Raw genomic sequence first — 13828 nt, 5'->3', positions numbered from 1 at the left:
AAATATATGATTTGGCGACCTAGTTAAAACTTTGTAAGGAGGTCGGCTTGATAGATATATCTGTAAAAAACATAAAGGGCGTAGGAGCAAAAACAGCAGAATATTTGGAAAAGCTTGATATAAAGACTGTCAAAGATCTTTTAAAACATTATCCGATAAGATATTTGGAATACAAAGCTCCTACAAAAATTTCCGAAGTAAACAAGGATGAGGAAGTAGTTATAAAGGCTACAATCACTAAAAGTATATCACTTACCGGTCCAAACAGAAAAATAGCCGTAACGAAAGTTACAGACTTTATTGATGTATTAGATGTAATATGGTATAACTCACCTTACTTAAGAGCAACTCTAAAGCAGGGGGAGAGCTATATTTTTGTGGGTAAATTCTCAAGAAGAAGCAAGAATACACTTGAGCATCCTACAATTTATACCATAGATGAATACAAGAAAAAGATAGGCAGTTTTAAGCCTATATATGCACTTACGGCCGGTATTAATAATAATTTAATGGAGAAGCTGATAAAATCAGCTTTTGAATATATAGATGATAAGGATTTTGAAGAATACTTACCTGAGAGCATACTTAAAGAGTTTTCTTTGGAAGACAGAAATAAAGCTGTTAGAAATATTCATGATCCTATAAGTAAGTCAAGTCTTTTTGAATCTAAAAAAAGGCTGGCATTTGATGATTTCTTTAGATTCTTATATGGAATGAAACTTTTGAAAAATAAAAGGCTTAGAGTCAAGTCAAGGAATATAGTATCAAAAGAAATCAAATATTTGGAAGAAATAAAGTCCACTCTGCCGTTTAAGTTAACCGATTCACAAAATAATGTGATAGAGGAGATCTTAAATGATATGTCAAGCGGTGTGGTTACAAATAGATTGATACAGGGAGATGTAGGTTCGGGAAAGACGGTAGTAGCTTTGATATGCCTATATATGGCTGTAAAATCGGGATTTCAAGGTGTTGTTATGGTGCCTACTGAAGTTTTGGCAAAACAGCATTTTAAATCCATGTCAGATATCCTGGGGAAATTAAAGAATCCGCCTAAGATCGGTATTCTGACAGGTTCTATGACTAAAAAGGAACATTTGGCAGTCTATGAAAAGATAGAAGCCGGTGAGATAGATATTGTAGTAGGTACACATGCTTTACTTGTGGAAGATGTAAAATTTAAAAATCTTGGTCTGGTAGTAACTGATGAGCAGCATCGCTTCGGAGTAAGACAAAGAACAACTCTTTCAGATAAAGGAGAGGATGTTCATGTACTTGTAATGTCGGCTACACCGATACCGAGAACTCTTGCAATAATACTTTACGGAGATCTGGATATTTCGACTATAGAAACAAAACCTGTGGGCAGATTACCTATAAAGAATGCTGTAATTACAGAAAATGACAGGGAAAAAGCGTACAGGCATATATCACTTGAAATAGGTAAAGGACATCAGGCATATATAATATGTCCTATGGTTGAAGAGAGTGAGAATATAGAAGCAGAGAATGTAATAGACTACAGTAAGAAAATAGCAGATAAATTTTCACAAAATTGTAAGATAGAAGTTTTACATGGGAGACTGCAACAGAAAGAAAAAGATGATATAATGTCTCGGTATGTAAATAAAGAAACAGATATTTTAGTTTCTACAACAGTAATTGAAGTAGGTGTGGATGTACCGAATGCGACAGTCATTATGATTGAAAATGCTGAAAGGTTCGGACTTGCGACACTACATCAGCTTAGAGGAAGAGTCGGGAGAAGCGAATTACAATCTTATGCCATATTTGTCAGAACTTCAAATTCAAATATTGCAAAAAAGAGACTGGAAATAATAGGAAATTCTAATGACGGATTTTATATTGCATCAAGGGATCTGGTTTTAAGAGGCCCGGGAGAGCTTTTCGGTCTGGCACAAAGCGGTGAACTCGATTTTGGAATTGCGGATATATACAATGATAATGATATATTTGAAATGGCAAAAAATGCTGTAGATATGATACATAGTGGGAATATAGGGGAAGAAGAGAGTATAAAGCTTGAGAACAAAATAAATAACTACATGGATTTACATTATAAAAAGTTAGCACTTTAATAGGAGTAGTATGGCTGAGAATAAAAAAGAACCAAGAAAAAGAGGTAAAAAAGAGAAGAAGGGAAACAAGTTTGCACTTGGTGTGGCGGTACTTGGAATTGTATTTGTAGCGGGTTGCTATACTGTAAAAGCAAACACTTACAGAACAAAATTTTTCCCACATACAATAATAAACGGTATAGATGCTTCGGAGAAAACTGTTGATGAGGTAAGACAGGTTATGTCTAAGCAGATAGATAATTTTGAGAGTAAAATAAGATCAAGAGATAATAATGATGAGATAATAAAGGGAAGTGATGTGGGTCTTGCCTTTGTTGAGGACTCTTCACTTGAGGATTTATTACATCAGCAAAACAGTATGGCATGGATTGCAAATATGAGCGGTGAAAAGGACTTGAAAATCAAATCCTCATTTACTGTGGATGACAACAAGTTTGAGGATACAGTTTCAAAGCTTAGAGCGTTTGACGAGTCCAAATTTGTTGCGCCTGTAGATGCGAAAATTTCCGATTTTGTTCAGGGTTCGGGATACTCCATCATACCTGAAGTTGAGGGTAATACGCTTGATGTAAAGAAGGCAAAAGAGTATATAAAGAGTCAGCTCATTGTTTTAAACGATGATATAAATCTTGACTATGAAGAAAACGACTTGTATGAAAAGCCGGCAAAAAGATCGGACGATCCTACACTTAATCTTGCACTTACAAATCTGAACAAGTATATATCTGCCAGAATCTCATATGATAAGCTGAATGTTTTAAACGGCGATACTATACATAAATGGTTAACTGTAAACAGTGACGGTTCTGTAAATATATCGGATGAGGGAGTTGCATCATTTGTAAAGACAATTTCAAATGCTTATAACACTGTAGGTAAGCCGAAAACATTGAAGACATCTTACGGCCCTACCGTAACAATATCAGGAGGCTCATACGGATGGAAAGTTGATGCCGAAAAGGAAAAGGCAACTATAAAATCTCTTATTGAGGCAGGTGAGACCACAAAGAGAGAACCCGAGTTCTCAAGAAAAGCGGCTTCACATGGTGAGAATGATTACGGAAATTCATATGTTGAAGTAAACCTTACAACTCAGCATATGTTTGTAATAAAGAACGGTTCAAAGGTACTTGATAGTGATTTTGTATCGGGCAATGTTGCAAAGAACTGGACTACACCTCCGGGCGCATTCCCTCTTACTTATAAGACCAGAAATGCAACTTTAAAGGGTGAAGGATATTCAACTCCGGTAGATTATTGGATGCCTTTTAACGGAGGTATCGGTTTTCATGATGCACCGTGGAGATCGGCTTTCGGAGGTCAGATATATAGGACTTCAGGTTCACACGGTTGTGTAAACCTTCCGCCTGCAATAGCAAGGCAATTATACGATTATGTTGACAGCGGTTTTCCTGTACTTTGCTACAATTTGACACCTACTGTGGCAACACCTGAAACCACAGAGTCTTCATCTTCAAGTGAGAGCAGTGCGACAGAGGCGACTGTAGAGCCGATAGGTGACACTACACAGGCAGGAGAAATCAAATCCGCAGTTGAAATAGGACAGTAATAGATGAGAGTAATTTCCGGAACGGCAAGAAGTCTTATTTTAAAAACGCCAAAGGGTACTTCCACAAGGCCTACTACCGATAAGATAAAAGAAACATTATTTAATATGATTTCAAATGAACTCTATAACGCCACATTCCTTGACTTATTTGCAGGAAGTGGCGGGATAGGTATCGAGGCATTAAGTAGGGGCGCAAAGGAAGCATATTTTTGTGATATAGACAGAGAGGCTATAAGGTGCATAAGAGAAAATCTTGAGCACACAAAGCTGATAGATAAAGCTACCATACTGAAGGGAAGCTTTGAAGCAAATTTAGAAAAGATAAAAACACATGGAAAGAAATTTGATATTGTTTTTATCGATCCACCATATCAAAAGGGATTTGAGGATAAATGTTTAGATATTTTAATAAATTCCACATTGATTGATGAGCATACATTGGTTATAATTGAAGAAGAATTTAAGACTGATACCACACATTTATCAAAAGCTTGGTATATAGATAAGGTCAAAGAGTATAAGTCTAATAAACATATTTTTATGCATAAGCGAGGGTGACTATGGCTAAAGCTATTTATCCGGGAAGTTTTGATCCTATTACTAACGGACATATTGATATTATTGAAAGAGCATCAAAGATGTTTGACAAGCTTATTGTAGGAGTACTTATCAATAACACCAAAGATCCGCTTTTTACGCCTGCTGAAAGAGTGGACATGATAAAAAGTGTAGTAGGACATTTGTCAAATGTGGAAGTTTTAGAATTTGCAGGATTATTGGTGGATTTTGCACACGAGCAAAATTGTAATATATTGGTTAGAGGACTTAGAGTAATAACTGATTTTGAATATGAATTACAATTGGCTCAGACAAATAAAATAATTGCACCGAATCTGGAAACGGTTTTTCTTAGTTCAAGCTTGAAATACTCATATCTGAGTTCAAGTATTGTTAAGGAAATTGCTGTATATAATGGAGATATCAGTCATTTTGTAAGAGACCATATCAGAGAAAAGGTAACGAAAAGACTGATTGAAAAAGGTTTGAGGAGAGATTATGAGTAGAATTGAACAGGTGATAACTGAGATAGAAGAGTTTGTGGAGAGGTGTAAAACCGTTGCACTGTCCAATTCAATAATAAAGGTAAATAAAGAGGAATTTATAGCCTTATTGAACGAGTTGAGACAGGAAATACCTGAGGAGGTAACACAGTCACAAAAAGTTATAAGCAATAAGGACAGCATTTTAACAGATGCAAAAAACAGGGCTGAGAAGCTTATACTCGATGCAAATATTCAAAGCAATTCCATAAGGGAGGATGCAAAGAGAAAGGCTGATGCAATTGTTCTGAGTGCAAGAAAAGAGTCTGATGCCATAATGAATGAGGCAAATAAGTTAAAGTCACAACTTGTAAATGAGAATCAAATTATGCAAACTGCATATGCTGAATCCGATAAAATATTGGAATATGCAAGAATGGAAGCCAACAATATTGTATATGACGCAAGAAATGAAGCCAATAGTGTCAGACAGGCGGCTATATCTTATACCGATGAGTTGCTTCAAAGTCTTCAGGGAATAATCTCGGGGACAATGGTTGAGAGTCAGAACAGATTCAATCAATATTTGAGTTCATTGCAATTTTATACAGGAGAGATCGATAAGAACAGACAGGAACTGGCAACCAGTATTGTTCCTGCAGATCAGAATACACAGGAATAATTATGGGGCTGTTGCTTGCAACAAGCCCTTTTTTGCGTAATAAGATTGATTTAGATTGAGGTATATATGATACAGGAAAAGGATTTACCGAAGTCCTATGTAGATGCCATGAAGGAACTTTTAGAAGAAGATTATGATGCATATATCAAATCTTTGAATGAGAAACCCTATGTAGGTATCAGAACAAATTTATTAAAGCTTACCAAGGAAAAGCTTAAAGAAATTCTTGACAGAGATTTTAAAGAGATTCCATGGGTTAAAGAGGGATTTTACTTTGAAGAAGAAAAGGGAGTATTAACAACACCTTCTTTAAGTAATATTGAAAAAATAAAAAGCATATCTAAAAATCCGTATTATTTTGCAGGACTTTATTATATACAGGAACCCTCAGCTATGACACCTGCAATGGTGGCAGGTATAAAACCGGGTGATAAGGTACTTGATCTTTGCGCCGCTCCCGGAGGAAAGTCTACACAGGCTGCATCATATCTTCAAGGTGAAGGATTATTGGTATCAAATGATTTTTCGGCTTCCAGAGTAAAAGCACTTCAAAAGAATATTGAGGTAAGTGGAATTGACAATGTTTTGATAACAAATGAAGATCCTAAGAATCTTTCAAAAGTGTATATTGAATATTTTGATAAGATAATAGTTGATGCACCATGTTCAGGTGAGGGTATGTTCAGGCGTGACAGTGCAGTTTTTAGAGCATATCTTGGAAGAGGTCCGGAGTTTTTTACAGGATTACAGGTAAGTATATTAAATGAGGCTGCAAAGATGTTAAAACCCGGCGGAACTTTGGTGTATTCCACATGTACATATTCTAAAGTGGAAGATGAGGGAAGCTTATCGGAGTTTTTAGAAAATCATCCTGACTTTAAGATAGATAAAATAAATGCAGATTTCGGATTTGAGGAGTCTAAAATCTTACCGGGAACGATAAGACTTTTTCCACATAAGATAAAGGGAGAAGGACATTTTGTAGCGAGACTGAAAAAAGATGAGAGCACCCTTGAAATTCAGACAAGTAAAATAAAAGATAAAAATAAAAGAAAATCACCGAAGCTTCCGGAAGAGTTGCTTGAGTTTCTCGGGAAAATAAAAAGAGACTGGGATTATGAGAGAATCTTTATAAATAAGGATTATGTATACTATCTTCCAAAGGATGCTTTGATAGATAAGAGTTTACACTATATAAGAACCGGACTGCTGCTTGGTGAGATAAAAAAGAACAGATTTGAGCCTTTTCAGGCATTGGCAATGAATATAAAGTTTGATGAATGGGAAAATCCTTTAAACTTAAGCGCAACGGACGAAAGAGTAATAAAGTATTTAAAGGGTGAAACCATAGAAGCGGATGACGAATATATGGGAATCAGACTTGTATGTGTAGACGGATTTTCACTGGGATTTGTAAAGCAAAATAAAAAGAGCTGTAAAAATAAGTATTATCAAGGTTGGAGATGGATGTAATGATTGTCAGAGTAGATAAAATCCTTTCAGAACTTGGTTTTGGAAGCCGTCAGGAAATAAAAAAATATGTAAAAGCCGGTAAGGTAAGGATAAATGACAATATAGTAAAAAAGCCTGAGGAAAAACTGAACAGCGAAAAAGATAAATTATACTTTGAAGGCAAAGAGGTGGAAGTAGAGGAGTTTGAAACATTTATTCTCTATAAGCCTGCAGGATATGTATGTGCTACTAATGATAATGTACATAAGACCGTTATGGAGCTGATAGACTCAAAAAGAAAAAATATTGTACCTGTAGGAAGGCTTGATTTGGATACTGAGGGTATTTTAATACTTACAAATGACGGAGCTCTAAATCACAGACTGGTATCGCCTGCATCACATGTGGATAAGGTATACTATGCAAAATTTGACGGTGCTTTAGCATCTGATGCCATAGAGCGTACAGCCGAAGGACTTGATATAGGTGACGGAGAAGTCTCAAAACCTGCAAAGCTTGAAATTCTCTCGGATGATGAGGTGCTGCTTACCATACATGAGGGCAAGTTTCATCAGGTCAAGAGAATGGTAAAAGCTTTAGGAGGGGAGGTAACTTATTTAAAAAGAGTTGCCTTTGGAGGACTTATACTTGACGATTTGAAACTAAAAAAAGGGGAAAGCAGAAAAATAACAGAGATTGAGATGGAGATGCTTAAGGGATGAAAAATAATATTTTAGATGCATGGATTATGGTTGAACATCTCTCTGAGGGAGATATAAGTCTGAAAGACAAAAAAAATCTTAGACTTGATGATTTGACCGACAAAAAATACTATGATTATTTTAACTCATTAGTTGAAAAAGAAAACATCAGAAGATATAAGAATTCAGGTTTGGTATTTTATTTGGATATATTTGCTTTTACAGAGGTGGTTGATTTCTTAAGGAAAACATATGGAATAACAAAGCCTGAAGGCGATATAAATTACGGTGATAAATTCAGTATGGCACTGTATTTTGATAAAACCTTGCGCTATATTGACGACAATTTGTTTTTCAGTGCAAGCGCATATATGAGATATTATAGAAAAGTGCCTACAGAGTCGGAGTTTCGTAAGTTTGAAGAGGATTTAAATGATGAACTGAAACAAAGATTTGAAAACTGTGAAGATAATCCTGAGAAATTTGATAAGGCTGTTGAAACCGTTTTAAATAAATACGGAATTGAGTTAAAGAACTGTCGAGTACAGTTTTTAAATAATATTGAAACCGACGCCACAAATCTTCATTCATTTTTCGTGGACGATTTGACAAAGGCTAAGAGAATAGACAATAAAAATCTGAATGATTACCTGTATGGCAAAACAACCGGAAGAAAAAATTTGGACAGCAAAAAAGATTCTTCTTGGTTTAATAAGACAGAGTTTGAAAAGATTTTAAGTCCTGAAAATTATCCTCTTGGAAGATTTCCAAGCAATACAAAATTTGCGCTTTCTTTTATGCAGCAGGTGGCTGTAAATCTTACTATAGGGTTTGATAATAATCAAATGAGAAGTGTAAACGGACCTCCGGGGACGGGTAAGACTACACTTTTAAAAGATATATTTGCACAACTTATCGTAGAGCAGGCGTTTGATATATGCGGATTGTCTGAAAAGTATGTTAAAGGAAGTGAACTGACAAGATATTTTGATAAAGCTTCAATAGGTGAGCTTCCTGAAAGTATTGCAAAAAACAATATAGTTGTTGCAAGCTCAAATAACGGTGCGGTGCAAAATATTGTAAATGAACTGCCTCTAAAAGAGGGTATTGATGAAAATATTTTACCTGAGCTTGAGGCTATAGACTATTTTAAAGAGATTGCAAACAAGAATGTAAAAGAAAATTGGGTTAAGGAAGACGGAAAGAGTAAAAAAGAACTGATACTTGAGGATACCGGTGAAGAAAAATTCTGGGGATCCTTTTCTCTTGAAGGCGGTAAGTCCGACAATATGACCAATATACTCAACAGGATTGAATGTATAATAAACTGTCTTGAAAATGAGTATGAGCCAGATGATGAAATTTATAATAAATTTAAAACTCAATATAAAAAAGTATTAAGTCTTAGAAATGATGCAAAAAACTTACAGAATAAATTTGATGCTTATTATAATGCAAAGTCCGAGCTTAATAAAATTGAGAATACTTTATTAAGTGATGATGAAGAGAGAAGAAAAAAGATTGCTGTATTAAGGGAGCAAGCTGAAGAGTCTGTAAAGGAAAAAATTGTAAGTCTTAATGAGGCTTCAAGCTCACTTGATAATACTAAAAGAAAAAGAGAAGAACTTGCAGGAAGTATTGCAAATCAAAAAATGCTTTTTGAAGCAAAGCAGAGTCAAAAGCCTGGATTTTTCTCATCACTTTTTAATTCTGATAAAAATAAGAACTTTACAAATGAAATAAATGTTTTGCAAAATAAACTTCAGGCTTTATTTGATGAAGATGAGACTTACAGAAAGCTTGAAAATGAGCTTCAAAATAAAATAAATGATCTGAAAAAATCTATAGATACTCAAAGGAATGCGGCAGATAATGAGAATACTCAGTATGAAGCTTGGAAGCAGAATTTAAATAGCAGAAAAGAAAAATACACTCAGATAATAAGTGAATTTGGTGTTGATAATACAATTATATCTAAGGGACTTGACTTTGGCAGTGATTATGAAAAGCTTCAGCTCTCAAATCCATGGTTTGATGAAAACTACAGAGTGGAGCAGTCTAAGCTTTTTGTATCGGCTCTGGGTGTAAGAAAGCAGTTTCTATATGAGAACAGAAAAAACATTAAGGCTGCTGTAAGCATATGGAGAGCTCAAAACAAATATATGGAAAATAAGAGACTGATTAATATCTCCTGGAATTGGATAAATCTTACTATTCCTGTTATCAGCTCCACTTTTGCCAGTTTTTCAAGGATGTTAAAAAATATTGATGAGAATGTTCTGGGACATACATTTGTAGATGAGGCGGGACAGGCTCTACCTCAGGCGGCGGTGGGTGCAATATTTAGAAGCAAGAATATTATGGTTGTGGGAGATCCTTTCCAGATAAAGCCTGTACTTACTTTGGACGGCGGTCTACTTGCACTGCTTTCAAAAAGCTATAATGTAAGTGAAAAATACTTGTCTGAGTCTGCTTCAGTACAGACTTTGGTGGATGCCGCAAGTCAATACGGTTTTTACACAAAAGGGCAAGAGGAAGCGGATTCCTGGATAGGTATTCCGCTTTGGGTACATAGGCGCTGTAAATATCCTATGTTTACCATATCAAATGAGATATCTTATCAAAACCTTATGGTACAGGGCAATGAGGGCTATGGAAAGACCGGATGGTATGATATAAAAGGTAAGGCGGTAGATAAGTATGTTGAGGAACAGGGAGAATTCCTTCTAAAAAAGATACAGGATATGGCAAAGTCAAATCCTAAGATAACGGATAAAAATGAGAGTGACACTATTTATATAATATCACCTTTTAAAAATGTTGCTTATAGGCTGGCAAGAAAGCTTGATGAGATAGGCTTTACCAGAAGAGAAAACGGAAAAGCTACAAATATAGGAACCATACATACTTTCCAGGGAAAGGAAGCTCCGATAGTATTTATGGTACTTGGAGCGGATACAAACAGTAAGGGTGCCGCAAGCTGGGCGGTAGGCGAGGCCAATATGATGAATGTGGCGGCTACAAGAGCAAAGAAGGAATTTTATATAGTAGGAGATAAAAAACTTTACATGAGTTTGGGAAGTGAAGTGATAAGCAAAGTGAATAAGGTTATAACAGCTTACAGTAAGGAACATCCTGAGCTTATAGATGAGAATACAGATTTAGGTAGTTTATGATAAAAGGTATAGATGCATGTATATTCGATCTAGACGGTACTTTGGTAGATTCCATGTGGATGTGGCCTGATATAGATGCCGAGTATTTGGAAAGATTCGGATTTGAATATGATGATAATTTAAAAAATGAAATAGACGGAATAAGCTTTCATGAAACAGCGGTTTATTTTAAAAAGAAGTTCGGTATAAAAGACAGTGTGGAAAAAATCTGTCAGGACTGGGAAGACATGGCACTTAATAAATATAAGTATGAAGTGAAAGAAAAACCCGGTTGCACAAGATTTTTGGAGCATTTAAAGTCAAGAGGAATTAAAATGGGAATTGCAACCAGCAATAACAAAAACATGGTGGATGCGGTACTTAATTCCTTAAATATGAAAGATTATTTTGAGGTTATTACCACATCGGATGAAGTAAAAAAAGGGAAGCCCGCACCTGATGTTTATTTAAGAACGGCCAAACTTCTTGGAGTTAAACCGGAAAAATGTCTGGTATTTGAAGATGTGGTAGCAGGAGTCATAGCCGGAAAAGCCGCCGGAATGAAGGTATGTGCTATAGAGGATGATTTCTCAAAAGATGTCAGAGAAAGGAAAAAGGAACTGTCAGATTATTATATAGATGACTACAGAGAATTACTATGACAAAGAAAAAAGGCGAGTACGGATACAGAAAGTACTTTAAAATAAAAAACGGAATAATTATAGGATTTTTTGTTTTTATTATACTTTTGCTTTTTATAGCATCAAAGGTCACAAAGAATGCCGATATTTCAAGGATACTTCTGGTTTCATCCATACTTATGGTACTTCCTATGGCAAACCTTTTGTCACCTTTTCTGGTGGTGTTTAAGTATAAATCTTTTGAATATGATAAGATAAAGGAATATCTTGATGATAAGCATTTTTTATTTGATATAATCCTTACAATGAATGAGCAGGTAATGCCTCTTGATATAATATATATTGATGGAGAAAAAATCTTCGGGATTCTTTCAAACAAGGCAAATAGGGTAAAAACAGAGGAATTTATCAAAGAAAGAATGAAAATAGGCGGTATCAAGGTTAGTGTGAAGATCTGTGACAGCTTTAATGAAATGAAAAAGTTTGTTCAAAGTAAAGATGCGGATGACAAAAATTTAGATGAGATAAGGGCTATCTTTAAAAGCCTTTCAGTATAATGATTGAAATAATTGTAGGAAAAAATGAAAGCGGACAAAGGCTTGACAGGGTTTTGGAAAAAATATTTGTAAATGCAAATACCGGATTTATTTTTAAGATGCTTAGAAAAAAGAATATTACTTTAAATGATAAAAAAGCTGACGGTAAGGAAAGGCTTGAGCCGGGGGCAAGTATCAAGCTTTGGTTTTCAGATGAAAGTTTTGAAAAACTTTCAGGAAAAAAGGCCGGAGATATAAAAGATTTAGAGAAAAATCCAAAAGTCGATAAAAAAAGTACAGAAACTTTTAAATCATATATAGTATATGAAGATGAAAATACTGTTATAATAAATAAGCCTGCAGGTCTTTTATCACAAAAAGCATATGAAAACGATATATCGGTAAACGATCTTTTGCTTGATTATCTTGAATTTGATTCTAAGGCGTTAAATACATTTAAGCCTTCAATATGCAACAGACTTGACAGAAACACTTCAGGACTTATGGTATGCGGAAAGACTTTGGAAGGCTTAAGAGTAAATAATGAATTGATAAAAACAAAGGCTGTCAGCAAATATTATCTGGCTGTGGTAAAAGGCAGAGTGGAAAAATCGGGGAGTATTAATGCATGGCTTTATAAGGATGAAAAGACCAATAAAGTTACTGTAAAAGAGAAGTCTTTTGAAGGTGCGGAGTTTATACAAACAGAGTATGAGGTACTTGATTATTTTAAAGATGCTACATTACTTTTGGTAAAGCTTATAACCGGAAAAACTCATCAGATTAGAGCACATTTATCTTCAATATCACATCCTATAATAGGGGATTTTAAATACGGAGATAAATCGGTGAATGAAAAGTTTAAAAGAGAGTATGGTATAAAATCTCAGCTTTTACATTCATTCAGGCTTGTATATCCGAACAGCGATATTTCAGATACGGATACTTTTAAAGCTTTAAAGGGAAAGTGCTTTGAGGCTTCATATAATAATGATTTCAGAAAGGTGATAGGAGATGGGTACTTGGAAAACAAGAGGCCTTAGGGGCTCGGCACTGGAAGAGTATATCAACTATTCAAATGAAAAGTACAGAGAAAGCGGACTCGCCCTTATTCAAAAGATTCCTACACCGATTACTCCGATAGAAATTGATAAAAGTACAAGGCATATCACTCTGGCATATTTTGAGAAAAAGTCTACGGTTGATTATATAGGAGTTGTTCAGGGAATACCTGTATGCTTTGATGCCAAAGAATGTGCGAACACAAGTTTTTCACTTGCAAATGTACATGAGCACCAGTTTAAGTTCATGGAGGAGTTTGAGAAGCAGGGCGGTATAGCTTTTCTTATTATTTTCTTTAAATCACTTGATAAGATAATATATTTGCCGCTAAAGGATTTGAAATTTTTCTTTGACAGGATGAATACAGGTGGTAAAAAAAGTTTTAAATATGAAGAGCTTGATGAGGAGTATTTGATACCTAAAAAAGGTGATATTATAGTGCATTATTTAGAGAGCCTTAGCTTATATCTCAGTAAGGAATCTTAAAATAGGATTGAAAAAGTTGGATATAAAGGAGACATAAATGAAACAGATAGATGCAAGAATTTATAACGGAAAAACAAACTTTGAGTGGAAGGATTTAGAATTAAACAGTGAAGGTCTGCTTCCGGTGATAGTACAGGATTATATAGATCATACTGTACTTATGTATACATATATGGACGAATCCGCATGGGAGAAAACACTTGCTACAGGACTCTTGACTTATTACTCAAAATCTCATAAGAGAGCTATAGTAAAGGGGAAAAAATACGGGAATTATCAATATGTCAGAGAACTGTTTTTAAACGGAGAAAGGAATGCACTTTTAATAAAAGTTTATCCTATGGGTCCGGCATGTGACGACAGTAAAAAAAGCTGCTTTTCAAATGAGGTAGAGGAAATATAAT

13 protein-coding genes are annotated in these 13828 nt (G+C 35.0%); all 13 read left to right on the top strand.

Annotation, left to right across the window (positions count from 1 at the left end):
- Positions 1-47: 47 nt before the first annotated feature.
- The 13 genes from recG (at position 48) to HMPREF1140_RS04100 (ending at position 13827) form a co-directional block, all read left to right on the top strand.
- Positions 48-2099, top strand: coding sequence for an ATP-dependent DNA helicase RecG (gene recG, locus HMPREF1140_RS04160; protein WP_009662515.1), 2052 nt, complete (start codon positions 48-50; stop codon positions 2097-2099).
- Between the two features lie 10 nt (positions 2100-2109).
- A complete protein-coding gene (locus tag HMPREF1140_RS04155) occupies positions 2110-3669 on the top strand; it encodes a L,D-transpeptidase family protein (RefSeq protein ID WP_009662457.1) in 1560 nt (519 codons plus the stop codon).
- A gap of 3 nt (positions 3670-3672) precedes the next feature.
- Positions 3673-4227, top strand: a complete 555-nt coding sequence (gene rsmD, locus HMPREF1140_RS04150) for a 16S rRNA (guanine(966)-N(2))-methyltransferase RsmD (RefSeq protein WP_009662692.1) — start codon at positions 3673-3675, stop codon at positions 4225-4227.
- Between the two features lie 2 nt (positions 4228-4229).
- A complete protein-coding gene (gene coaD / locus HMPREF1140_RS04145; protein ID WP_009662623.1) occupies positions 4230-4733 on the top strand; it encodes a pantetheine-phosphate adenylyltransferase in 504 nt (167 codons plus the stop codon).
- Positions 4726-5391, top strand: coding sequence for a hypothetical protein (locus HMPREF1140_RS04140; RefSeq protein WP_009662408.1), 666 nt, complete (start codon positions 4726-4728; stop codon positions 5389-5391). The genes coaD and HMPREF1140_RS04140 overlap by 8 nt, the downstream gene beginning before the upstream one ends.
- A 66-nt stretch (positions 5392-5457) precedes the next feature.
- Positions 5458-6864: an RsmB/NOP family class I SAM-dependent RNA methyltransferase gene (locus HMPREF1140_RS04135; RefSeq protein ID WP_009662551.1), complete on the top strand. Its 1407-nt coding sequence runs from the start codon at positions 5458-5460 to the stop codon at positions 6862-6864.
- Complete coding sequence (locus HMPREF1140_RS04130) at positions 6864-7565, top strand: pseudouridine synthase (protein ID WP_009662578.1); 702 nt, start codon at positions 6864-6866, stop codon at positions 7563-7565. The genes HMPREF1140_RS04135 and HMPREF1140_RS04130 overlap by 1 nt, the downstream gene beginning before the upstream one ends.
- On the top strand, positions 7562-10720 hold the full coding sequence (locus HMPREF1140_RS04125) for an AAA domain-containing protein (protein ID WP_009662639.1): 3159 nt from the start codon (positions 7562-7564) through the stop codon (positions 10718-10720). The genes HMPREF1140_RS04130 and HMPREF1140_RS04125 overlap by 4 nt, the downstream gene beginning before the upstream one ends.
- The gene (locus HMPREF1140_RS04120) at positions 10717-11361 is read left to right on the top strand and encodes an HAD family hydrolase (RefSeq protein ID WP_009662469.1); all 645 of its coding nucleotides are present in this window, start codon (positions 10717-10719) and stop codon (positions 11359-11361) included. Before HMPREF1140_RS04125 ends, HMPREF1140_RS04120 begins: the two co-directional genes overlap by 4 nt.
- Positions 11358-11897, top strand: coding sequence for a hypothetical protein (locus HMPREF1140_RS04115; RefSeq protein ID WP_009662556.1), 540 nt, complete (start codon positions 11358-11360; stop codon positions 11895-11897). The genes HMPREF1140_RS04120 and HMPREF1140_RS04115 overlap by 4 nt, the downstream gene beginning before the upstream one ends.
- On the top strand, positions 11897-12919 hold the full coding sequence (locus HMPREF1140_RS04110; protein WP_009662619.1) for an RluA family pseudouridine synthase: 1023 nt from the start codon (positions 11897-11899) through the stop codon (positions 12917-12919). Before HMPREF1140_RS04115 ends, HMPREF1140_RS04110 begins: the two co-directional genes overlap by 1 nt.
- On the top strand, positions 12891-13424 hold the full coding sequence (locus HMPREF1140_RS04105) for a Holliday junction resolvase RecU (protein ID WP_009662630.1): 534 nt from the start codon (positions 12891-12893) through the stop codon (positions 13422-13424). Before HMPREF1140_RS04110 ends, HMPREF1140_RS04105 begins: the two co-directional genes overlap by 29 nt.
- A 37-nt stretch (positions 13425-13461) precedes the next feature.
- Complete coding sequence (locus HMPREF1140_RS04100; RefSeq protein ID WP_009662459.1) at positions 13462-13827, top strand: phosphoribosyl-AMP cyclohydrolase; 366 nt, start codon at positions 13462-13464, stop codon at positions 13825-13827.
- Position 13828: the final 1 nt, after the last annotated feature.

The sequence above is a fragment of the Lachnoanaerobaculum sp. ICM7 genome (assembly GCF_000287675.1).
Classification (GTDB): domain Bacteria; phylum Bacillota; class Clostridia; order Lachnospirales; family Lachnospiraceae; genus Lachnoanaerobaculum.
Note: the sequence above shows the minus strand (reverse complement) of the source record. Positions and strands in the feature narration are given on the sequence as shown.

What these genes read in the sequence shown, in the direction of transcription:
- HMPREF1140_RS04135 (WP_009662551.1), top strand. Translation starts at nt 5,458, where the DNA reads ATGATACAGGAAAAGGATTTACCGAAGTCCTATGTAGATGCCATGAAG.
- HMPREF1140_RS04130 (WP_009662578.1), top strand. Translation starts at nt 6,864, where the DNA reads ATGATTGTCAGAGTAGATAAAATCCTTTCAGAACTTGGTTTTGGAAGC.
- HMPREF1140_RS04100 (WP_009662459.1), top strand. Translation starts at nt 13,462, where the DNA reads ATGAAACAGATAGATGCAAGAATTTATAACGGAAAAACAAACTTTGAG.
- HMPREF1140_RS04120 (WP_009662469.1), top strand. Translation starts at nt 10,717, where the DNA reads ATGATAAAAGGTATAGATGCATGTATATTCGATCTAGACGGTACTTTG.
- HMPREF1140_RS04125 (WP_009662639.1), top strand. Translation starts at nt 7,562, where the DNA reads ATGAAAAATAATATTTTAGATGCATGGATTATGGTTGAACATCTCTCT.
- HMPREF1140_RS04105 (WP_009662630.1), top strand. Translation starts at nt 12,891, where the DNA reads ATGGGTACTTGGAAAACAAGAGGCCTTAGGGGCTCGGCACTGGAAGAG.
- HMPREF1140_RS04115 (WP_009662556.1), top strand. Translation starts at nt 11,358, where the DNA reads ATGACAAAGAAAAAAGGCGAGTACGGATACAGAAAGTACTTTAAAATA.
- HMPREF1140_RS04140 (WP_009662408.1), top strand. Translation starts at nt 4,726, where the DNA reads ATGAGTAGAATTGAACAGGTGATAACTGAGATAGAAGAGTTTGTGGAG.
- rsmD (WP_009662692.1), top strand. Translation starts at nt 3,673, where the DNA reads ATGAGAGTAATTTCCGGAACGGCAAGAAGTCTTATTTTAAAAACGCCA.
- HMPREF1140_RS04155 (WP_009662457.1), top strand. Translation starts at nt 2,110, where the DNA reads ATGGCTGAGAATAAAAAAGAACCAAGAAAAAGAGGTAAAAAAGAGAAG.
- HMPREF1140_RS04110 (WP_009662619.1), top strand. Translation starts at nt 11,897, where the DNA reads ATGATTGAAATAATTGTAGGAAAAAATGAAAGCGGACAAAGGCTTGAC.
- coaD (WP_009662623.1), top strand. Translation starts at nt 4,230, where the DNA reads ATGGCTAAAGCTATTTATCCGGGAAGTTTTGATCCTATTACTAACGGA.